The organism is Amycolatopsis ponsaeliensis (assembly GCF_030182635.1).
Lineage (GTDB): Bacteria > Actinomycetota > Actinomycetes > Mycobacteriales > Pseudonocardiaceae > Amycolatopsis > Amycolatopsis ponsaeliensis.
This window is the reverse complement of the sequence record NZ_JAPZLD010000001.1, coordinates 102,804-123,479: the sequence shown is the minus strand read 5'-3', so window position 1 is coordinate 123,479 and position 20,676 is coordinate 102,804. Positions and strand designations below refer to the sequence as shown.

The following is a 20,676-nucleotide window of genomic DNA, read 5'->3' as shown; positions in this document are numbered from 1 at the left end:
CAACTGCATAGCATTGGGTATGTAACTGCGAGCGAGAGAGCGAGGCCACCATGGCCACCACCGCCATCACCGGCGCCCGGGTGTTCGACGGGGAGAAGACCCTGGGAGTGCGGACCGTCGTCCTCGACGGCCACAAGATCACCCAGGTCGGCGGCGAAGCACCCGGCGACGCCGAGATCGTCGACGGCCGGGGCGCGACCCTGCTGCCCGGGCTGATCGACGCGCACGTCCACTCCGGCCCCGGCACCCTGGCGCTGGCCCTGCGGTTCGGCGTCACCACCGAACTGGAGATGCAGGGCATGAACACCCGCGAAAACCGCGGGCACATCACCGAGGACGACACGGTCGCCGACGTGCGGTCGGCGGGCTTCGGCATCACCCCGCCCGGCGGTCACCCCAGCGAGCTCATGCCGGAAGGGTTCCGGCCACCCGGAAACCTGCCGCGGGAGATGCCGCTGATGCCGTTCTCCACCACGCCGGAGGAGGCCGTCGCGTACGTCCCGCAGCTCTTGGCGCGGGGCTCGGACTACATCAAGTTCATGATCGACGACGGCAGCGTCGAAGGGCACCCCGGCCTGCCGATGCTCGACCAGGCCACGCTGAACGCGGGCGTCGCCGAAGCCAGGAAGTACGGCGCCCTCACCGTCGCGCACACACTGACCCTCGACGCCACCCGGATGGCCGTCGAGGCCGGCGTCGACGGCGTCGTCCACGTGTTCATGGACCGGCCGCACACCACCGAGATCGTCGAGCTCATCGCCGGGGCGGGGATGTTCGTCGTGCCGTGCGTCTGCCTCGACGCGTCGATGATGGGCATCACCGGCGACGTTCTCGCCGACGACCCCCGCGTCGCCCGCCGCCTCGACTCCCAGTGGGAGGAAACCCTGCGCTCCAGCTACGACCGGTACCCGCAGGGCAAGCTCGAAGACGTCCTGGAGACCGTGCGGGCGCTGGCCGCCGCGGGCGTCGACGTGCTGGCGGGCACCGACGCCTCCGTGGCCGAGGCCTTCTTCGGCGGCTTGGCGCACGGAGCCAGCCTGCACCACGAACTGCAGTACCTCGTGGCGGCGGGCCTGACACCCGCGCAGGCGCTGCGCGCGGCGACGGCGACCACGGCCCGCCGCTTCGGCCTCGGCGACCGGGGCCGCGTCGCCGAAGGGCTCCGCGCCGACCTGCTGCTCGTCGACGGCGACCCGACGGTGACCATCGGCGACACGCTCAACACGCGCGCTGTCTGGCGGCGGGGCACCCGGCTCACCGAGTCGTGATGCCGGAGTTCACCACCGTGCCGTGGTCAGCAGGGCCGTGATGCCGTCGACCAGGATCTCGCCGGTCTCGGCCCAGCCGGGGATGCCCGAACGGTCCCCGGCCAGCTCGGCTTCCCGCTCCGCGCAGGTGTGGACGATGGCGTGCCGGGCCATCGCCGACCGGGTGAGGATCGCGGGATCGGCGGGATCACCGGCGTGCGCGGCCACCGCCCGCAGGGCCCGGTGCATGACCGGCGTCGACGTGGTGACCGACAGCGCGGGCGCGCGCAACACGGGATCGCTGACGACATGGGCGGCGAAGCGGGCGTAGTAGCTGGGGACGCCGAGTTCCGCGAGGTGCAGAGTCGTCGGCAGTACCAGCGCTTCGACGTGGTCGCGCAGCCGCGTCGAGCCTTCGGCCGCGTCCACCATCGCGGCCCGGATGTGGTCCATCGCCTCGCCGTGCTCGCGCAGCACGGCGAGGATGACCTCCTCCATCGTGCCGACGTGGTAGGCGACGGCGGAGTTGTTGGCCTGCCCGGCTTCCTGACCGAGCCGGCGGCTCGACACCTGGGCGACGCCGTGCTCGGCGATCAACCGTTCCGCCGTCGCCAGCAGCCGGGCGCGGGTGGCCGCCGACCTCCCGCCCGTCACCACCGCACCAGGACCTGGTCGATCCCGCCGACGATCAGCCCTTGCCGGGCACGCAGATCCGCGGCGTCCCCGACGAGTTCCAGCGTGGGCAGGCGACGCAGCAGTACATCGAGGACGGTCTGCAGCTCCACCCGCGCGAGCTGCTGCCCGACGCACGAATGCGGACCGGCACCGAAGGCCAGGTGCGGGTTGGGCCGGCGGGCGAGGTCCATGTCGCCGGCGCCGTCGAACGCGTCGGTGTCGCGGTTGCCCGACGCCATGCTGCACACCACGGTCGTGCCGCGCGGCAGAGTGGTGCCCCCGACGACGGTCTCTTCCGAGACGTAGCGCGGCATCCCGAACCCGGGGTTGGCGTCGAAGCGCAGCGCCTCTTCGACGGCGGAAGGCACCAGCGACGGGTCGGCCAGCAGCCGCTCCCAGCGGTTTTCGCGGTCCGCCAGCAGCATCGCGACCATCTTGCCGATCATGTTCGCGGTGGTTTCGTGGCCGGCGATGAGCAGACCCTGCCCGGTCATGACCAGCTCGGTCGCGGTCATGTCGGCGGCGAGGTCGCTCAGCAGGTCGTCACCGGGCTCGGATCGCTTGGTGGCGACCAGTTCCGTCATGTACTCGTAGAACTCCCGGCCCGACCGGTCGATCTCGTCCTGGGTGAACCGGGTCATGTTCAGCATCGTGTCCGACCAGTGCGCGAACCGGCCCCGGTCCGCGCGCGGCACCCCGAGCAGGTCGCAGATCACGAACACGGGCAGCGGAAACCCCAGCGCGGGGCCGATGTTCGCGGGCGCGCCGGCTTCGACCATGTCCGTGATCAGCTGCTCGGCCAGCTCCGCCATCCCGGGCCGCAACGCCTGCACCCGCTTGACGGTGAACGCTTTCCCGACCAGCCGCCGCCAGCGCCGGTGCCCGGGACCACCGAGCATCGACGCTTCCGGCTCGTCCGCGTCCGCCTCACCGCCGGTCGACGCCGCGGGCCTGCTGAACACCCCGCCGTCGTCGCTGTCGGAGACCCGCGAGGCGTCCGCGGCATCGAGCTGCCGGGTGAACCGCGGGTCGGACAGCATCGTCCGGACGTCGTCGTAGCGGGTCAGCAGCAGCGCTTCGTCGCCACTGGCCAGTTCGATGCGCGCCACCGGGCACTGCGAACGCAGCCGCGCCCACTCCGGCGGCGGCTCCAGCGCGGTGGGGTTCGGGAACGGGTAGGGCGGCAATCCCGCCAGGACCGCAGCCGGGTCGTCACCTGCGTGCGCTCTGTCGTCGGCCATGTCCGCAGCCTAGGTAAGACAGTTGACTTAATCAAGACATCTGTCTTAACCCCGGCCGGGGCGGCCGAAACTCCTCACGGCGCAGCAGGACATCAGCCGGCTCCGCCGCAACGCCGGGAAGGCCTGGCAGCCGCGCCACCGTTGAACCTCGCCAGCAGCTCGGCGAAGGCGTGGACCTCGTGCTCCGGCCACGACTCGAGGAGCTTGCCCAGCCGCCGTCCCCGAGCGGCCCGAACCTCTTCAACGCGCCGGTGGCCCTCGCCGGTCAGCCGCACCAAATACGCCCGGCCGTCGTCCCGTGCCTGGAGGCGCTCGATGAGCCCGAGTTCCTCCAGGTGCTGCAGCCGGCGCGAAATGGTCGGTGAGGTCACTCCGACGTGGCACGCCAGCTCGGTCGGCCGGCGCGGGCCGCGCTCGGCCAGGTGAGCCAGCAGGCGGTACGCGGCGACCGGGAGGTCCGGGTGCACCTCCCGGCCGAGCTGTCCCGACGCCGCGCGGTCCTGGCGAACGAAGACGGCGAACTCGCGCTCGAGGTCCGCGATCGTCGTCTCATCGAGCGTCATCGTGGTCCGTCCCCGTGCTCGTGGATCAACGGCCGTAGGCTTCAAGCAGCCGCAGCCACACCTCGCTGACGGTGGGAAACGCCGGGACCGCGTGCCAGAGCCGGTCCAGCGGCACCTCACCGGCCACCGCGATCGTCGCCGCGTGCAGCATCTCCGCGACGTCCGGGCCGACGAGCGTAAAGCCGACGATCACCTTGCGGTCCTCGTCGACGACCATCCGGGCGTGCCCCCGGTAGCCCTCGGCGTGCAGGGCGGATCCGGCGGTGGCGGCCAGGTCGTAGTCGACGACCCGGATCCGCAGCCCGGCGGCCTCGGCGTTGGCCGCGGTCAAGCCCACCGACGCGACTTCCGGTTCGGTGAAGACCACCTGCGGGACCGCGCGCTCGTCGGCGGTCGCCGCGTGGCGGCCCCACTCGGCGTCGTCAACCGGCTCACCTTTCGCGCGCGCCACGATGACGTCGCCGGCCAGCCGGGCCTGGTACTTGCCTTGGTGCGTCAGCAGAACGCGCCGGTTGACGTCGCCGGCGGCGTAGAGCCAGCCGTCCGTCCCGACGACCCGCATCGTGCCGTCGACCGTCAGCCAGCTACCCGGCTTCAGGCCGACGTTGTCCAGGCCGATGTCCTGGGTGTTCGGAGTCCGGCCGATCGCGACGAGCAGCTCGTCGGCTTCGATCTGCTCGCCGTCGGTGAGCGTGATCGACACCGTGCCGTCGTCGTTGCGCTTGACGGACCCGGCCTCGGCGCCGATGCGAACCGAAACTCCCCTGTCCCGCAACGACACCGCCACCTGCTCGCCGACGAACGGCTCGTTGAGGTGCAGCACGCCGTCCCGGGCCAGCATGGTCACCGACGACCCCAGCCCGGTGAACGCGGTCGCCATCTCCGAGGCCACCACCCCGCCGCCGATGACGGCGAGCCGGGCCGGGATCTCCTTCGCGGCAACGGTTTCCCGGCTCGTCCACGGCTTCGCGTCGCGGAGGCCCTCGATGTCCGGGACCAGCGCGCCGCTGCCGGTGGCGACGACGACCGCGTGCCGTGCGGTCAGCGTCGTGGTGGTGCCGTCGGCGCCCGTCACCTCGACGACCCGGTCGCCGCCAATGCGTCCGTGGCCGCGGAACAGCGCGACGCCGACCGAGTCGAGCCAGGACACCTGGCCGTCGTCCTGCCAGTCCGAAGCGAAGGCGTCACGACGGCGGAGCACGGCGGCCACGTCGAGCTCGCCGGTCACCGCTTCCCGCGCGCCGGGCACCTGCCGGACGGCCCGGAGCGCCGCGCCACTGCGCAGCAGGGCCTTGGTCGGCATGCAGGCCCAGTAGGAGCACTCGCCCCCGACCAGGTCCCGCTCGACGATCGCGGCGGTCAGGCCGCCCCGCACCACCCGGTCGGCCACGTTTTCCCCGGCCGGGCCGGCGCCGAGGACGATGACGTCGTAGGTGGTCACGTCAGTTCCCCTTCGCGGCGCGGCCGAGCCGGATCGCCGAGACGAGGAAGAAGATGCCGCCGAGAACGGCGTAGCCGGCGACGTTGGCCAGCGACGGGTTCGCCGCGGAGGCGCCGATGACGAAGTTGGCGCCGGCCAGCACGGAGATGCCGCCGCTGAGGATCATCGGCCACTGGCCGCCCATCTTGCGGCGGGTGACCCCCACGATCAGCTGGACCAGCCCGGCGACGATCGCCCAGGCACCCCACACCCGCAGCACCCCCGGGACACCGGACGCGGCGGCCACGCCGACGCCGATGGTGGCGAGCAGGCTGATCGCCATGTTCACGTACAGCCCGCGAACCGACCCGGCGCCCTTCGCCGACCGAGCGTCCACAACGGCCGCACCCACGTCGAACAGCGGGTACACGACGACCAGGACGACGCCGGCCGCCCCCAAGCCCGACTTGGTCGTCAGGAACACCAGGACCGCCCACACGATGGCGAACGCGAACCGCACGAAGTACAACCGGCGCAGCGCCGGGGCGAACCCACCAACGGCGGGCGAGTCGACAGTAGTCACCATGATCCCTTCAGCATGAGGGAAGCCCCCTCGGTAGACCGAACGTTCTATCTCAATTCAGCATGGTCGTGGTGCCACGAGCTGTCAAGACAGAACGTTCTATCTAAAGTCTTACGCCCAGCTCCGCGAGGTTGTCGTCGAGCCGCCGCACCTCGCCCGGCTCCGGCATCCCGATGGGCGTGAGCCCGCCCAGTTCGCCCAGGTGCCGGTGATGAGCCTGCGGGTCAGCGAATTGCCCCAGCACGGCGACATCGCGCCGTGCTCACGAAAGCTCCGTCGGGCGCCAGGGAAGCTGCTACTTGGCCGCCGCGTCGAGGCGGAACCGCACGATCCCGTCGACGCCCTGAAGGAACGTGTCGCAGACCTGGGCCGGGTCCGACAGGCAGCCCGAGGCCATCGCGCCGTCGCGCAGCATCACGAAGTGCCGCCCCGCGGGCTCCGGCGGCGTCTCGCCGACCTGCGCGAGCAAGTCCGTGACGGTGCGGCGGAACCACTCGCGGTGGGCGAGCACGGCCTGGTGCACGGGGTGCGCGGGATCCGGGTACTCCGCCACCGCGTTGAGGAAGGCACAGCCGCGGAAGTGCGCCGACCGGATGCCTTCGGCGATCGACTCGGCGACGGCGCGCAGCGTGTCGACCGCCGGCAGCCCGGCGGCGAGCGCCTTGTCGAGACCTTCGCGCTCCATCTCGTGGACACCCTGCAGATAGGCGACGACCAGGTCTTCCTTGCCGGGGAAGTGCCGGTACAGGGTGGCGCGGGTGACCTTCGCCTCCGCGACGATCCGGTCGATCCCCACGGAGTGCAGACCCTCGGCGTAGAAGATCCGGGTGGCCGTCGCGAGCAGCCTCGACCGCGCTTCGGACACCTGACCACGAGTGTTGCGCACCATCCGTTCGAGTTTAGCAGAGAGAACGGTCGGTATCTCAGCGAAGCGCGAGCGCCCGAAGTCGTGCGGGAGCCCTCCGGCCATCGGTCGAGTGAACCGCACGTCGCGGAAAACCACGCCTCCAGCGGCGGCAGCTCGTCGAAGGTCCGGGAGGCCGGGGATTCACGGCACGGGCACGGGCGGAACGTCGAGCAGGCTCCGGTCGCCGTCGATGCCGTGCGCCAGTGCGGCCGCCACGTCCTCGTGGGGCGTACCCGGCCGGATCGCGCTGACCTCGTCCAGCAGCCGGTAGTGCTCGTCGGCGAGTTCGACGTCCAGCGCGTCGAGGTAGCCCCTCAAGTGAGCCGGGGTGCGCGGTCCCACGATGGGGATCATCGAGGTCCGGGCCCGGGAGGCGCGGTGGCGCAACCAGGCCAGGGCGACCTGGACCGGGGTCGTCCCGGCCTTCTCGGCGACGGCGAGAACCGCGTCGAGCACGGCGGAGCCCTCGGCTTCGGTCGCCGCGGCGCTGAGCCGCCCCTGCTCGCCGCGGCGGTACTTCCCGGTCAGCAGACCGCCCGCCAACGGTGAGTAGAGGACGACGCCGAGCCCGTGGGCCTCGGCCATCGGCAGGAGCTCCCGTTCCGCGGAGCGCTCGGCCAGGCTGTACTCGGTCTGGATGCCCACCAGCGAGGCCCGCCCGCCCAGCTCCGACCGGACCGCGGCGCCGGCGACCCGCCAGGCCGGGAAGTTCGACAGCCCGCCGTAGCGGATCTTGCCCGACCGGATCAGGTCCTCGAAGCCGGCCAGGATCTCCGCCACCGGGGTGACGCCGTCGGGGAAGTGCGGCATGAAGACGTCGACGTAGTCGGTCTTCAAGCGCCGCAGGCTTTCCTCCAGGGAGCGGATCATCGTCTTGCGGCTGTTGCCGGTGGTGCCCGGCCGGACGTCCGCCCGCCTCGTCCCGCTGTACTTGGTGATCAGCACGAAGTCGTCGCGCTCGCGGCCGAGGAGCTCGCCAAGGACGGTCTCGGCCTCGCCGTTCTGGTAGATGTTCGAGACGTCGAACGTGGTGCCACCGGCCGCGACGAACGTGTCGAAAATCGTCTTGGCGCCCGCGACGCCCGCGGCGGACGGCGCCGAGCCGAAGGTGGCCGTGCCCAGCACGTACTCCGAGACCCGCAAGCCGCTCTGCCGCCCGAATGTCTGATAACGCACGGAAGTCTCCTGTTCTGGGGTATGGTCGGGACGCTATCACAAAAAACGAATGGTCGTTCTTTTATGCCGAGAGTCACCCAGGCCCACCTCGACGCCCGCCGCCGGCAGATCGTCGACGCGGCCCGCGCCCGCTTCGCCACGCACGGCTTCGCCCGGACGTCGATGACCGACCTCGTCGAAGCCTCCGGCCTCTCCGTCGGCGCGATCTACCGGTACTTCAAGGGCAAGGACGAGATCGTCGCCGCCATCTGCGAGCACTCGACGCAGGCGCTCCCCGCCGAGCTGACGGCGGCGACCGTGCACGAGTTCCTCGAGCACATCCGCACCATGGCGCGCGAGGAGGACCACGCCCGGCTGGTCGCGCAGATCTACGCCGAGGCCGCCGTATCCCCGCCGCTCACCGCCCTCGTCCACCGCCAGCTCGAAGACCTGCGCACCGCGGTCGCCGCCCTGCTCCCCCACCGCGAGCCGGCCGAAGCGGCCCGGATCGCCGAAGCCTTCGTGGCTTTCTGCCACGGCTACACCCAGCAACTCGCCGTCCGCGGCGACCTCGACCCGGCCCCGTTCACGGCAGCACTGGTGGCGATCATCGAGTCGTGACGTCCGGCCGCGCTCAGCGGCCGGAAACCTCGCCCGTCTCGACGCTTTCTTGCAGGAGCCGCACCTTCGCCCAGGATTCTTCGTCCACCGGGGTGTAGGTGGCGAGCTTCATCCCCGAACGCTCGCCGAAGGACAGCTGCGTGTAGTCCAGCGTCAGCAGGCCCACCTCGGGGTGCAGGAAATGCTTCGTGAAGTTCTCCGGGCCGCGCACCTCGTGCCGCTCCCACAAGCGCCCGAAGTCCGGTGACTCCTGCCGCAACCGCCGGACCAGCCCCTTCCAGCCGGACTCGGCGGCGTGTGCCGCCATCCCGGCCCGGAACCGGCCGACCAGGCGCGCGGCGGCGTCCTCCCAGTCGAGAATCCGGGCCCGCCACCTCGGCGAAGTGAACATCAGCACCAGCCAGTTGCGGTCCTCGGGCGGCAGATCGTCCACTCCGCCGACCAGCCGCTCGTAGGTGCGGTTGAAGGCGAGCAGGTCGAACCGGGCGTTGATCACCGCGGCCGGAATCGGCTCGAGCCGGCGCACCATCACCAGCACGGCACGCGGAATGGCGGCGGAGTCACGCTCGACCGGCGGCTCGGGATGCCCGGCCAGCGTGTAGAGGTGGGCACGCTCGTACGGATCGAGCCGCAACGTGGCAGCGATCGCGTCGAGCACCTGCTCGGAGACCTTGATGTCCCGGCCCTGCTCCAGCCACGTGTACCAGGTCACGCCCATCCCGGCGAGGTGCGCGACCTCCTCACGGCGCAACCCCGGCGTCCGCCGGCGGCCCGTCGGCGGCAATCCGGCCTGCTCGGGAGAGATGCGTTCGCGCCTGCTGCGCAAGAACGACGCCAGCTCCCGCCGTCTGACCTGCTCATCGGTCAACGCCTCCGCGGACATCGTCACGGGTCCACTGTGCCACCGCGCGCAGTCGGTTACCAGGTGGTCCATATACCTGGATAAACCCGCTCTGGCACCCCCCTGGATCGAGCCGCAGAGTGGGGTCATGGAGACCATTCCGGCAGACACCACCACCCTGACCTCGACAGTCGCGCTGGTCACGGGCGCCAGCAGCGGCATCGGCCAGGCCACCGCCCGCCGGCTCGCCGCCCGAGGCGCTGCCGTCGTGCTCGTCGCCCGCCGCCAGGACCGCCTCGACGTGCTGGCGAAGGAGATCACCGGGCAGGGCGGCCAGGCGGTCGCGCTGGCCGCCGACCTGACCGACGCCGACACCGCGGCCGACATCGTCACCACCACCATCGAGCGGTTCGGCCGGCTGGACACCCTCGTCAACGCGGCCGGTGTCATGCTCACCGGCGACTCCGGCACGTCCCCGCTGACCGAGTGGCAGCGGATGGTCGACATCAACCTCAACGGGTTGCTCTACCTCACCAAGGCCGCCCTGCCGCAGCTCGTCGAGGCTGCCGCCACCAGCCCGCGTCAGGTCGCCGACGTGGTCAACATCAGCTCCATCGCCGGCCGCTGGGTCATCCCCCACGCCGCGGTGTACAACGCCACCAAGTTCGGCGTCACCGCCGCCACCGAGGCCTGGCGCCAGGAATACGCCCGGCGCAACGTCCGCTTCTCCGTCGTCGAGCCGGGTCTCGTCGAGACCGAACTCCTCGGCCACCAGCAAACCGCTGTCCAGGAACGCATGGCGGCCAGGTTCGCCGACGTCGAACAGCTGCCCGCCGACGACATCGCCGAGGCCGTCGCTTACATCGTCACGAGTCCACGCCGCCGGGCCGTGGCCGAAATCGTCATCCGGCCCACGGACCAAGTCTGAGCCGCGGAGTGTTGCCGAGGGGAGTCCGGGCAAGCAGGGCCTTCACCCACGCGTTGATCCGCCGCTGCGCCGGCAGCCCGGTCGGCGGCGTCATCCCGACGAACCCGTGCGGCGACTCCGGCCACACCGCCAGTTCGCTCGCGCCGCCCGCAGCCCGCCAGCGCGCGGCCATGAACAGCGAATCGTCCAGCAGGGGGTCGCGGTCCCCGACCGTGAACAGCGCGGGCGGCATCCCGTGCAGGCCGGCGTACAGCGGGGAGACACCGCCGTCCCGCAGCTGCTCCCCGTCGAGTCCGGGGAACGCCATCCCGACGAACTGGTCGATCCACCGCGGCGGCAGCACCGGGGTGTCCGGCGCGGCTGCGCGCGAACTCGGCGTCCGCGCCAGGTCGTAGACGCCGAACACCAGGCTCGCCCCCACCACCCGCGCGAGCAGCTCGGGGTACTCGTCCCGCAGCCGCAGCAACGTCTGCACCGCCAGGTGTCCCCCCGCCGAATACCCGGACACCACGATCCGGCCGGTGCCGAACTCCTCCTCCACCGCCCCGGCCAGCCACACCGCCGCCGCGAGGCAGTCGTCGAGGCCGGCCGGAAACGGGTGCTCCGGCGCGAGCCGGTAGCGGGCGGACACCACGGCGACGCCGGCCGTGCGGGCCAGCAGGTCGTTGACCGCGTCGTCGTCGGCGGGCGCGCCGAGCACGAAACCGCCGCCGTGCACGTGGAACACCACGCCGTTCAGCGGACCGTCCGGCCGGATGATCCGCACGGTCACCTCGCCCGCGGGTCCGGACACCACCCGGTCGACCGGGGTCAGCTCGGTCGGCGCCGGAACCCGGAACGTCGTCCCGCGCAGCACCGCCAGTCCTTCGGCGGTGCTGGGGTCCGGCAGTTCGGCGGCGGAGAGCTGGGCGTTGATCTCCCGCATCTGATCCAAAGTGGACTCGGGAACGGTCTCGAAGGTCATGACGGAAAACCTTTCACCGGAAGGAATAGGCGACGCGCGTCAGCTCTTCGGACAGCTCCCACAGCCGCCTGCCGACGTCGGGATCGGTTGCCGCGACGGGCAGTTCGGCGACGTGGGGAGCCCCGCGCAGTTCGCCGCGTGCGTCCGGCACGACGAAGTCGCCCGGCTTGATGCCGGGGTTCGTCGCGGCGTGAAGGGAAGGCCGTGCCGCGTCGGCGGGGCTCTGGCCCACGAACCGTTCGAGCAGCGCGGACGCGAGGACCTGCGCGTACTTCGGCAGGTGCTGCTGCAGCCCGGTCGCGCTCGTGCCGGGGTGCACGGCGACGGCGGTGATCCCGGTTCCGGTCGCCCGCCGGGCCAGTTCCAGCGTGAAGACGACGTTCGCCAGCTTCGACTTCGTGTAGGCGGCCATCCCCGCGTAGGACACCGCGCTCAGCGGGTCCTCCAGCGTCGCGCCCTTGTTCCGCGCCACCTTCGCGCTCACCGTCACGACCCGGGCCGCGGGCGCGGCCAGCAGGGCCGGCAGCAGGTGCCCGGTCAGCGCGAAGTGCCCGAGGTGGTTCGTCCCGAACGTCACCTCGAACCCGTCCACGGTCTCCCGTCGCTCCGGCACGGCCATGACGCCGGCGTTGTTGATCAGCAGATCCAGCGGCTGCCCGGTGGCGAGCACTTCGGCGGCGGCCCGGTCGATCGACGCCAGCGAGGCGAGGTCGAGCACCAGCCCCGTCACCTTGGCGGTGCCGACGGCCTCGCGGACCGCCGCGACGGCGTGGTCGACCTTCGTCTTCGCGCGTCCGGCGACCACGACCTCGGCGCCGGCCCCGGCCAGCGCCAACGCCGTCTCCAAGCCGATTCCGCCGGTGCCACCGGTGACCAGCGCGCGTTTGCCGGTTAGCGGAGGGATGACCATCGCAACTCCTGACTGAACGTTCATTCAATTCGACCGACTCAGGTAAGCACCGCTCGCCCAGCTTGTCAAATGAACGTTCACTCAATACGCTCGGCACATGGCACCCCGAGACCCCGAGGCGAAGCGCCGCGCTCTGCTGGAGGCCGCGCTGGCCGAGTTCGCCGAACACGGCATCGCCGGCGCGCGGATCGACCGGCTCGCGGGCCGGGCCGGCTGCAGCGCAGGCCTCGTCTACACCTACTTCGGCAGCAAGGAAGAGCTGTTCGACGCCGTGTTCGACGAGGTCGTCGTGCGGACGACCGAGCAGGCCCCGATCACCCCGGACGACCTGCCGGAGTACGCGGGCGCCCTCTTCGACGGCCAGACCGCCCATCCCGAGGTGATGCGCCTCGCCACCTGGCACCGGCTGGAGCAGCAGGGAGGCCGGCCCGCGATCGAGGCCGTCACCCGGTCGAACCAGGCGAAGATCGACGCGATCCGGCAGGCCCAGGAGGAAGGCAGGCTCTCCACCCGCTTCACGGCTCCGGAGCTGCTGATGCTCACCATCAACACCGCCTCGATGTGGGCCCTGCAGAACCAGGAGATCAGCGACCTGGGCCCACGCGACCACGCCGCCAGGCGGGCGACGGTCGTCGAAGCCGTGCGCAGGCTGGTCGAGCCGTAGCCGGCTGCGGCTGCGCGTCGCTCACAGGTCCAGGGCATTCACCAGCAGCGCGGCGACCGCGGCGCGATGCTCAGGGCTGTTCCGCCACCGCAGGCGACGTCCGGCCTCGACCACGACGCCGAAACCGGCGTGCACCAGCACCCGCGCCTGGCGCGCGTCGAGGCCCGGCCGCGCCTGCCGCAGGTACTGCTCCCACACGGCGATGTGCTCGCGCTGCGCGACGACCAGCGGACGGCGCAGGCCGGCCGGCAACCCGACGATCTCGGCGTCGGCCACGCTGGTGAGGGCGTTGTGTTCGAAGCTGTACGCGACGTAGGTCGCCGTCAGGGCGGTCAAGGCGTCGTGCGGATCGGTCACGCCGCGGAGGTTGTGCTCGACCGCCTGGGCCAGCAGGCCCGCGGCCTGCAGGCACGCCGCCGCCAGGATGTCGGCCTTGCCCGGGAAGTACCGGTAGAGCCCGGACGGCGCCAGCCCCACGGCGTCCGCGATCATGCCGTTCGTGACGGCGGTGAACCCGTCGCGTTCGAACAGCGGGATGGCCGCCGCGAGGATTTCCGACCGCCGGGTGCGGGGCTGCGGTCGCGCGGGCAGTTCGACGACGCGCGCGTCCGCGAGCGCCGCCGAGGGATCGGCCGCGGCCACGCGAAGAGCGGACGCCCGCAGCAGGTCTTCGACCCGGCGGCGGGCGATCGAGTTGTGGTGCATCGTGATGGAACCGATCGCGCCCAAGGCCGCCACGGCGCGCAGGTGCTCGTCCGGCCACGGGTATTCGCGCCGCACCACTTCCGCCACCCGCTCGACGACGTGCGCGAACTTCCCCTTGAGCACCCGGCGGTCCTCGCGGTTGAGGTACCGCGCCTCCCACCGGTACACGCCGCCGGCCCCGCGGTGGGCCACGGTGACTCGTGTGACGGCGGCGAGGACCTCCGCCAGTGCCGCGTCGGCGGGTACCTCGCCGAGCGCCGCGACGAGCCGGTCGACCATGACGTTCGCGCACTCGGCGAACAGGGCGTACTTGTTCGGGAAGTGCCGGTACAGCGCGGCCGCGGTGATGCCCACGCCGGCCGCGATCTCCTCCATCGACGCCGCGTGGTACCCGCGCTCGCTGAAGACGGTGGCGCCCGCTTCGACGATGAGCTGCCTGCGGTTGCGCGGCCGGACGGCCGCGGCCGGCTCGGCGGTCACCGCGGCCGCCGGGCGGGGGTGCGCGGGAGCAAGGCCATGCGTGCCAGTCAACCACGAAGCGAGCCGGGGACTCGCGAAGCCGCGGCGGACCGATTCAGCCCGGCGAGCCCCTTGCCGACCCGCGACCGGCCTCGCTATGTTAATGAGGAATCTCCCATTGCACCTGCTCAGCTCATGCCAATGCCTATCAAGGAAGCTAGGTAAGTAAATGAGCAATCTCAGCCGAAGGAACGTCCTCTCCCTGGGTGTCGCGCTGGGCCTGGCGAGCGCGACGGGCGTCGTCCCGGCCTGGGCGTCGGCCGGCGGTGCCGCCGCCGGCACGGACCCCTGGTGGACCTGGGACGACGAAGTCGACCGCCTGATGGCGGGCATCGTCGACACCGGCGGGGTCCCCGCGGTCAACACCGCGCTGCGGCCGTGGGTGAACAACAACGACGTGCTGCCCACCGGCCTGCCCGCAGACCTCGCCGCCTACCTCCAGCAGGCCAACCGGCTGCCCTCCTGGGCCGACCCGGTCAAGCTGCGCCGCGCCGCGGACTTCAACCGGCGCAAGGACACCTACCTGTTCATGCTCTACGGCTTGGGCAGCGGCATCATGAGCACGGTGATCCCGCGGGAGGCCAAGTCGGTCTACTGGTCCGCGGGCGGGGCGAACATGCAGGACCGCGCGGCCAAGACGTTCACCTTCGGCTACGACCTGAGCGACCTGAACGCGTTCGAGCCGACGGGCCAGTTCGTCGTCACGGCCAACAAGACGAGGCTGGTGCACGCGGCCGTGCGCCACCTGCTGCCGCAGTCACCGCACTGGCGGGCGGTCGCCGACGAGCAGATCCCGATCAGCAACGGCGACATCCTGGTGACGTTCCACAGCCTCGGCACGTTCGTCCACCGCAAGCTGCTCGACTGGCGCGTCCCGATGTCCGCCGCGGACGAAGCGGCTTTCCTGCACCAGTGGCAGGTCGCCATCCACCTGCTCGGCGTGCGCGACGAGTTCATCCCCCAGACGTGGGCCGAGGCCGACGCGCAGTCGACGCGGGTCCTCACCCCGCTCCTGTCCCCCACGACCGAGGGCAAGGAACTGGCCGAGGACCTGCTCGGCTTGACAGCGCAGATCGACCTGGGCGTCACCCGCGGATTCCTCAACGAGTTCGTCCGCTACGTCCTGAGCGACGCGATCGGCGACTGGCTCCACCTCCCCCGCGACTACGCGGCGGCCGCCCTCGTCCGCACGGGATGGCCCGCGTACATCGCATTCCGCGAGGGGCTCCTGCCGATAGCACCGGCGGGCTTCTACCTGTTCGACCAGTTCGTGCGCGCGATCGCGATGCTCTTCCTCAACAAGGTCACGTCCCCGACGAGCACCCCGATCACGATCCCGACCGGGAACCGCCCCGGAGCCTGACCCCGGGACAGCACCGGTGACGCCGCGCGGCACCGCCAGTCCGGCGAGGCGGTGGTCACAGTGGACGGCTGACGCCCGAGCCCGTCGGCGCGGCGACACGCAAGCGACCGGTCGCCGCGCCACAGGGACCAGAGCCGCTAGTTGCGCGTCCAGCCGGCTGCGCCGACCCACAGCGTCTGGTTGTTGCGAGTCGGTACGACGTCGTCCCGGAACACGTACCTGTAGTAGCCCGGCCACTTGTTGCAGTGACCTTCCCGCCGCTCTCGCAGTTGCCCAGCCACGTCGGGAACGAGAAGTAGACCCAGCCGAACGTCGTCGCCTGCGCAGCGCTCTGGCCGCCGAGCATGCTGCCCAGCAGCATCACCAGTGCCGCACCGAAAGCCTGCCGTCCGCGCCTACCTCGCGGCTGACGAGCAACGCTGCCGGGCGACCATGCTCGGCGGCACCCGGTGATCGCCGGTTCCCGGACGGAATCGAGGGTTCAGCGACCAAGCACGCCAGCGCGCAGGCCCGCTGCCGACAGGCAACGTCGAAGTCGCGCACGGCGAAACAGGATTCCTGGTCACCGCGGTTCGCGAAGCCCCTGAGTCGAGCGCCTCGCCAGGGACTCCCCGGAGGAGCAATCCGCCTCCGGACGTGCGGACAACCCGTGGGCCACGAACGACAGCTTCTCCGGCTTGGCGACAATCCGCAGACCGACGATCCGGCCGTTTTCGATCTCCATCGCCACCACGGCCAGCAGCGTCCCACCGGCAACCGCGAGTATCGCCGTACCCGCGTTGACTTCGGCGAACCCGAACTTGACCGGCACCGCGATCCTCCGGAACGCCGCGACGAGGAAACAAGCCACCTGCTCCCTGCCCTCGACGGGGCGAGGCGCGGTGGCGACACGACGGACACCGTCGGCCCAGAGCGTGACGTCCCGCGCCAAGATCGCTTCAAGCGCACCCAGTTCACCGGCTCTGATCGCGGCGAGGAACTGCCCGGCCAGCCGCACGCGCTCGCCACGATCCGGTTGACGGGGCGGCCTCCGGCTCGCGAGGTGCTGCGTCGTGCGGTGGTAGAGCTGGCGGCAGTTCCCCGGCGACAGCTCCAGGATCTCCGCGATGGCGCGATACCGGTACTCGAAAGCGGTGCGCAACACGAACACCGCGCGCTCGTGCGGCGTCCGACGTTCGAGCAAGACCAGCAAGGCGAGGGAGACCGAGTCTCGCTGCTCGGCCGTGGGCAGCGGGCCGAGCGCGTCGGTCAGGACCGGCGCCGGCAGCCACGGACCGCGGTAGTCCTCACGGCCGGCCCGCACAGCGCGCAGCCGGACGAGACAGAGCCGCGTGACGACCGCCGTCAGCGATTCTCGCGAGTGCGCAGTCACCTCGGAGCCCGGTCTTTTCCAGCGCCGGTACGCGTCGTCGACGGCGTCCTCGGCCTCGTCCGCGGCTCCCAGCAGCCGATACGCCAGGCCGAACAGCTGTTGTCGTCCCGCTCCGAGCTCCGCGGCTGGGGTCACCCCGCGAGTATGGCGCACTCCACCCCGCGAGTGGGCCGCCCGGCCTTCGGTCATTCGGGAGCGTCGGTGATCTCGGCGGTCAACTCCCGCACCGCGGCCGCGTCGAGGTTGCGCACGTGCGTGGCTTCGAGGTCGAACGTCGAACCGTCCGGGCGGGTGCCGGTGATCTTCACCGATCCGGTCCGGTGCCGGATCCAGGTGACGAGCACCGTCGCGACCGCGGTCGCGACACCGCCCGGCGCGAGCGCCACGGCCAGCGCCTCCGGAAGTCCGGCGGCGAGGGTGCCCGGCTCGCCGGCCGCGGCGAGCACGTGGATGCGGCCGCGCAATTGCTCGTCGGCGGACAGCCAGTCGTTCAGGGAACCGAGTTCCGCGACGGCGTCGTCGGCGGTGATCCGGATGATCAGGTCCACTTCGGGCTCCTACTCTGTGTGGGCGACGTCGATCGTTTGTGGTGGCTTCCCGTCGGCGTACCGGACGATCCCGACCGCCTTGCGCGCCGGGACGCCGTGCGGGCCGAAGTCGAGGTCCTCTTCGGCTCCGGGCACGGACACGGCGGCCGGGTTCACCCACCCGGACGGCCGTGCCGCAGAGACCGCGGTGACCAGCGTCATCAGTGCGTCGTGCGTCGAAATCGCGTCCCCGGTCGCGGCGCCCGCCGGATCGAACCCCGCGGCGGCGAAGTCGTCCCGGTATCGCTGGTACCGAGCCGGGTTCTCGGGTGCCGGTCCGGACGGCACTGCCCAGCCGGCCGGGATGAACGCGGTGACGGCGATGTTCGAGGCCGCGAGGCGGGAGCTCCGGTCCCGGTCGAGAAGTACGTCGCCGGGTTCCACGGCGACCACCTCGATCGGGCCACAGTCGAACTCCGCGACCGCGTCGAGGAAACCGGCGAGATCTCCCTGGTTCCCGGTGAAGAACACCAGCTTGGGGCGAGTGCCGCAAAAGCCTCGCACGACATTGGGAAAGGAGGCCAACCTCGAGCCTCGCGAGCCGACATAGCCGTGCACGGTCATCGACTCCACGGTGGGGCCGACCTGGTCCTTGACGTCCTCCCCCAGCGACTGGGCGTAGAGGTTGCCGGAGTCGGTGTCGCCGACCAGCACGGCCTTGCCCTTGAGTTCCCTGTCCCGGATGTACCGGGCGATGACGGCAGCCAGCTGAACGTTGGGCGGCCGCACCCGGAGCAGGTTCAACGGTTCCTCGTCGAAGTCGTCGGCGGTGACAAGTGAAGCCACGACGGGCAGGCCCTTGCCTCCGAGTGCGCGGACACCCTGCAGTGTTTCCGGCGAGCTGACGCCCATACCGATCACGCCCACCAGCGGCGCCGCACCGGAGGTCATCCCCGCCAGCTGGCCGACCACCGGTTCCCAGGCGCCTTCCGACGCCCCTTCGTTGGCCAGCACCAGCCGAACCTCCGGGGTGAGCCGATTGGCGGCCACCTGCGCGGTGTAGGCACCTTCCAGCTGACGCCGGATCGAATCGACGGAGAACACGCCGTTCCCGTTGCCCACCGGGAACGGAGCCATGAGCGCCACCGTGACGGCCGGGCCACCGCCGGACTCGACACGGGCGTTCTCCTCGGCGATCCGGTGCTCGACCGCGGCCAGCTCCGGCCGGAACACGTAGGTCCCGGCCGTCACGCCGACGCATTCGTCGCCGAAGGTGACACTGCTGGAGGACTGCAGGCCGGACGGACATTCCTGGCCGCGCACGGCAGTTCCGTAGACCACCACCGAAGTGACGACGAGAACGGCCGCGGCGAGCGCGGACACCCGGCGGAAACGACGCCGCCGGGCCGTGCTCGCGTCAAGGAACGCCCGTGACCGCACGGGCAGCGGAGTGTCCCCCTGCTCGGCCAGCTCGGCGGCGACGGTCAGCTGGGCGCCCCGGTACAGCAGGCGCTGCCGCTGGTGCTCGTCGTGCCAGCGCTCGGCCGCCGTGGCCAGCCGGCGGCGCACCAGCAGCGACTGGCGGCTGTCCTCCAGCCACGTCCGCAGCCGCGGCCACGCCCGCAGGACGGCGGAATGCGCCAGGCCGACCGCGTCCCCGTCGGTCACCACCAGTCCGCTCGCGACCAGCGCGTCCAGGATGCGTTCGGCCACCGGCCGGGTCTCCGGCGCGACGTCGTCGACCAGCGTGTCCCGGGCCACCAGCTGGCGGGTGATGGCCATCCCCTGCTGCACCGCGGCCAGCCGCAGCGCGAGCGCGCGGAGCACCACGCGGCCCGGCTCGTCGAGGGCATCGTGCACTCGCTCGGCCGAGGTCTCCACAGCGCGGGCGACGCGGCCGGAGTTCGCGTACCCGGTCACGGTCAGCAGGCCGCCCTGGCGGCGTTCCCAGGTTTCCCGCAGCGCGTGCGAGAGCAGCGGAAGCACCTCGCCCTGCTGCAGGTCGAGCTCCGTGCCCTTGTCCGCCGCGAGGGCCTCGGCCTGGTCGTGCACGTCCTGGAGCACGATCTGCACCAGCCCGGCCTGCAGGGTCAGCCCGGCGGCCGCGGCGGGCGCCTGGACCGCGGTCGCGAGCTCGGCACCCGAGAGCGGGCCGAGCAGGACCTGGCTGGTCTCCAACGCGCGGCGCAGTCCGGAGTAGGTCAGGCAGTGGCGATAGAAGTCCGCCCGGAGGCCGAGCAGGACGACGGCGTTGCCCAGCAGCCCGTCGCCGTCCGGCCCGGCGGTGAGGGCCGCGACGAAGCTGTCGCGTTCCTGGCGGTCGGCGCACTCGGTGAAGATCTCCTCGAGCTGATCGACGACCAGCAGGATCGGCCCGGTTCCGCGGTCGGCCAAGGCTTCGTACAGGGCGCTCAGCGGCCGCGGCCCAGGAGTGAACACGATCGGGAGGCGAGGTTCCACGGCGTGGGCCGCGCCGAACGCCACGCCGGCGCGCAGCAGCGAGGACTTGCCCACCCCCGACGGGCCGACCAAGGTCACCGGCGGGTCGCCCGGTCGCGCCTTCGCGACTCGGTCGAGCAGCGTGCGCGTCTCGTCGGCGCGGCCGAAGAACCAAGCCGAGTCCCCGGTGTCGAACGCGGCGAGCCCGCGGTAGGGGCAGGCGTCTTCGTCGCCGGTGCCTGGTTCGGTGTCAGGGTCGGTGTCGGTGAGCCGGAACGCCGGGTTGATCGCGAGGACGAACCCGTCGGCCGCCTCGGTCGCCAGGCGCCGAGGTCGCGGAAAGCCGCGCGCGGGCAGCATTTCCCGCAGGTGGGCGTACACGTGCTGCAGGGTCAGCTCCCGCGGGCCGTCCGGGTCGCCTTCGGTCAGCAACTGGATCAACGCACCGCCGAACGCGGTGTGCCGGTCCCCCGGCGGTGCGAGGGCGGCCTCGTTCGCACCGGCGGCGGTCAGCACGTAACCGCCGTGGATGCGCGAGAGACCGGTCGCCTCGGGCCCGGCCGTATCCCCCAGCGTCGCGAACGCGCGCCCGGAGTAACAGCAGTCCAGAATGACGATCTTCACGCGCGCCGGGCTCTCCAGCACGGCGTCACGCACCTGGGCGTAGGCGACGGCGGTGTGCGTCAGGTACCCCGGACGGCTGTCGGTGGCGGCGGTGGCCAGGTAGAGGGTGCCGTCGAGACTGACCAGCCCGTGACCGCAGAAGTAGATCAGCAGCGCGTCTTCCGCGCGCCGCGTCTCCTCGGCCAGCGCTTCACCGACACCGAACGGCAGGGCCGGATCGAGGACGACCCGGACGTTGCCGGCCGTCATCCCGCACCGGTCGACCAGCGTGGTGGCGAGATCGGTCACCGTCGCCGCGACGGCCGGGACACCAGTGAGGCCGGCCGCGCCGGAACCACCGGTGGCGCACCCGGTGCCGATGAGGACCGCCCGCGAGCCCGCCGCGCGCAGATCGGTCACCGCAGCTCG

Annotated in this window: 19 protein-coding genes; 5 read left to right on the top strand and 14 right to left on the bottom strand. The window is 71.6% G+C overall.

Features of this window, described 5'->3' with window-relative positions:
• Positions 1-50: 50 nt before the first annotated feature.
• On the top strand, positions 51-1,268 hold the full coding sequence (locus tag QQ657_RS00495; RefSeq protein WP_284739980.1) for an amidohydrolase family protein: 1,218 nt from the start codon (positions 51-53) through the stop codon (positions 1,266-1,268).
• 9 nt (positions 1,269-1,277) lie between these two features.
• Here the strand turns inward: QQ657_RS00495 and QQ657_RS00490 are convergent, their stop codons facing one another.
• From QQ657_RS00490 to QQ657_RS00460, 7 genes are all read right to left on the bottom strand, one after another.
• Positions 1,278-1,901 carry a TetR/AcrR family transcriptional regulator gene (locus QQ657_RS00490; protein WP_284739979.1) on the bottom strand — a complete coding sequence of 208 codons (624 nt, stop codon included), beginning with the start codon at positions 1,899-1,901 and terminating at the stop codon, positions 1,278-1,280.
• Positions 1,898-3,163 (bottom strand): cytochrome P450, encoded by a 1,266-nt coding sequence (locus QQ657_RS00485; protein WP_284739978.1) that lies wholly within the window; start codon positions 3,161-3,163, stop codon positions 1,898-1,900. Before QQ657_RS00485 ends, QQ657_RS00490 begins: the two co-directional genes overlap by 4 nt.
• A gap of 92 nt (positions 3,164-3,255) precedes the next feature.
• On the bottom strand, positions 3,256-3,726 hold the full coding sequence (locus QQ657_RS00480) for a MarR family winged helix-turn-helix transcriptional regulator (protein ID WP_284739977.1): 471 nt from the start codon (positions 3,724-3,726) through the stop codon (positions 3,256-3,258).
• Positions 3,727-3,751: 25 nt separating this feature from the next.
• On the bottom strand, positions 3,752-5,167 hold the full coding sequence (locus QQ657_RS00475) for a dihydrolipoyl dehydrogenase family protein (RefSeq protein WP_284739976.1): 1,416 nt from the start codon (positions 5,165-5,167) through the stop codon (positions 3,752-3,754).
• Position 5,168: 1 nt separating this feature from the next.
• Positions 5,169-5,732: a hypothetical protein gene (locus QQ657_RS00470; RefSeq protein WP_284739975.1), complete on the bottom strand. Its 564-nt coding sequence runs from the start codon at positions 5,730-5,732 to the stop codon at positions 5,169-5,171.
• A 292-nt stretch (positions 5,733-6,024) separates the two neighbouring features.
• The gene (locus QQ657_RS00465; RefSeq protein WP_284739974.1) at positions 6,025-6,618 is read right to left on the bottom strand and encodes a TetR/AcrR family transcriptional regulator; all 594 of its coding nucleotides are present in this window, start codon (positions 6,616-6,618) and stop codon (positions 6,025-6,027) included.
• Between the two features lie 159 nt (positions 6,619-6,777).
• The gene (locus QQ657_RS00460) at positions 6,778-7,812 is read right to left on the bottom strand and encodes an aldo/keto reductase (protein ID WP_284739973.1); all 1,035 of its coding nucleotides are present in this window, start codon (positions 7,810-7,812) and stop codon (positions 6,778-6,780) included.
• Positions 7,813-7,875: 63 nt separating this feature from the next.
• On the opposite strand from QQ657_RS00460, the gene QQ657_RS00455 reads away from it, so the two are divergent.
• Positions 7,876-8,412 carry a TetR/AcrR family transcriptional regulator gene (locus QQ657_RS00455; protein ID WP_284739972.1) on the top strand — a complete coding sequence of 179 codons (537 nt, stop codon included), beginning with the start codon at positions 7,876-7,878 and terminating at the stop codon, positions 8,410-8,412.
• Between the two features lie 13 nt (positions 8,413-8,425).
• Here QQ657_RS00455 and QQ657_RS00450 read toward each other — a convergent pair whose 3' ends face one another.
• Positions 8,426-9,295, bottom strand: coding sequence for a helix-turn-helix transcriptional regulator (locus tag QQ657_RS00450; RefSeq protein ID WP_284740425.1), 870 nt, complete (start codon positions 9,293-9,295; stop codon positions 8,426-8,428).
• Between the two features lie 106 nt (positions 9,296-9,401).
• Between QQ657_RS00450 and QQ657_RS00445 the strand changes: the two genes are divergently transcribed.
• A complete protein-coding gene (locus QQ657_RS00445; RefSeq protein ID WP_284739971.1) occupies positions 9,402-10,181 on the top strand; it encodes an SDR family NAD(P)-dependent oxidoreductase in 780 nt (259 codons plus the stop codon).
• Here the strand turns inward: QQ657_RS00445 and QQ657_RS00440 are convergent.
• Complete coding sequence (locus QQ657_RS00440) at positions 10,156-11,145, bottom strand: alpha/beta hydrolase (RefSeq protein ID WP_284739970.1); 990 nt, start codon at positions 11,143-11,145, stop codon at positions 10,156-10,158. The genes QQ657_RS00445 and QQ657_RS00440 overlap by 26 nt on opposite strands.
• Before the next feature lie 13 nt (positions 11,146-11,158).
• Complete coding sequence (locus QQ657_RS00435; RefSeq protein ID WP_284739969.1) at positions 11,159-12,055, bottom strand: oxidoreductase; 897 nt, start codon at positions 12,053-12,055, stop codon at positions 11,159-11,161.
• A 97-nt stretch (positions 12,056-12,152) separates the two neighbouring features.
• On the opposite strand from QQ657_RS00435, the gene QQ657_RS00430 reads away from it, so the two are divergent.
• Positions 12,153-12,719, top strand: a complete 567-nt coding sequence (locus QQ657_RS00430) for a TetR/AcrR family transcriptional regulator (RefSeq protein WP_284739968.1) — start codon at positions 12,153-12,155, stop codon at positions 12,717-12,719.
• A gap of 21 nt (positions 12,720-12,740) precedes the next feature.
• On the opposite strand, the gene QQ657_RS00425 is transcribed toward QQ657_RS00430, so the two are convergent.
• Positions 12,741-13,904, bottom strand: a complete 1,164-nt coding sequence (locus QQ657_RS00425) for a TetR/AcrR family transcriptional regulator (RefSeq protein WP_284739967.1) — start codon at positions 13,902-13,904, stop codon at positions 12,741-12,743.
• 208 nt (positions 13,905-14,112) lie between these two features.
• Between QQ657_RS00425 and QQ657_RS00420 the strand changes: the two genes are divergently transcribed.
• Positions 14,113-15,306 carry an oxygenase MpaB family protein gene (locus QQ657_RS00420; protein ID WP_284739966.1) on the top strand — a complete coding sequence of 398 codons (1,194 nt, stop codon included), beginning with the start codon at positions 14,113-14,115 and terminating at the stop codon, positions 15,304-15,306.
• Positions 15,307-15,868: 562 nt separating this feature from the next.
• On the opposite strand, the gene QQ657_RS00415 is transcribed toward QQ657_RS00420, so the two are convergent.
• The 3 genes from QQ657_RS00415 to QQ657_RS00405 are packed head-to-tail and all read right to left on the bottom strand — an operon-like array spanning position 15,869 to position 20,667.
• Positions 15,869-16,813, bottom strand: a complete 945-nt coding sequence (locus tag QQ657_RS00415; RefSeq protein WP_284739965.1) for a sigma factor-like helix-turn-helix DNA-binding protein — start codon at positions 16,811-16,813, stop codon at positions 15,869-15,871.
• Positions 16,814-16,863: 50 nt separating this feature from the next.
• Positions 16,864-17,226, bottom strand: a complete 363-nt coding sequence (locus tag QQ657_RS00410) for an effector-associated constant component EACC1 (protein WP_284739964.1) — start codon at positions 17,224-17,226, stop codon at positions 16,864-16,866.
• A 9-nt stretch (positions 17,227-17,235) separates the two neighbouring features.
• Positions 17,236-20,667: a caspase, EACC1-associated type gene (locus tag QQ657_RS00405; protein ID WP_284739963.1), complete on the bottom strand. Its 3,432-nt coding sequence runs from the start codon at positions 20,665-20,667 to the stop codon at positions 17,236-17,238.
• Positions 20,668-20,676 lie beyond the last annotated feature (9 nt).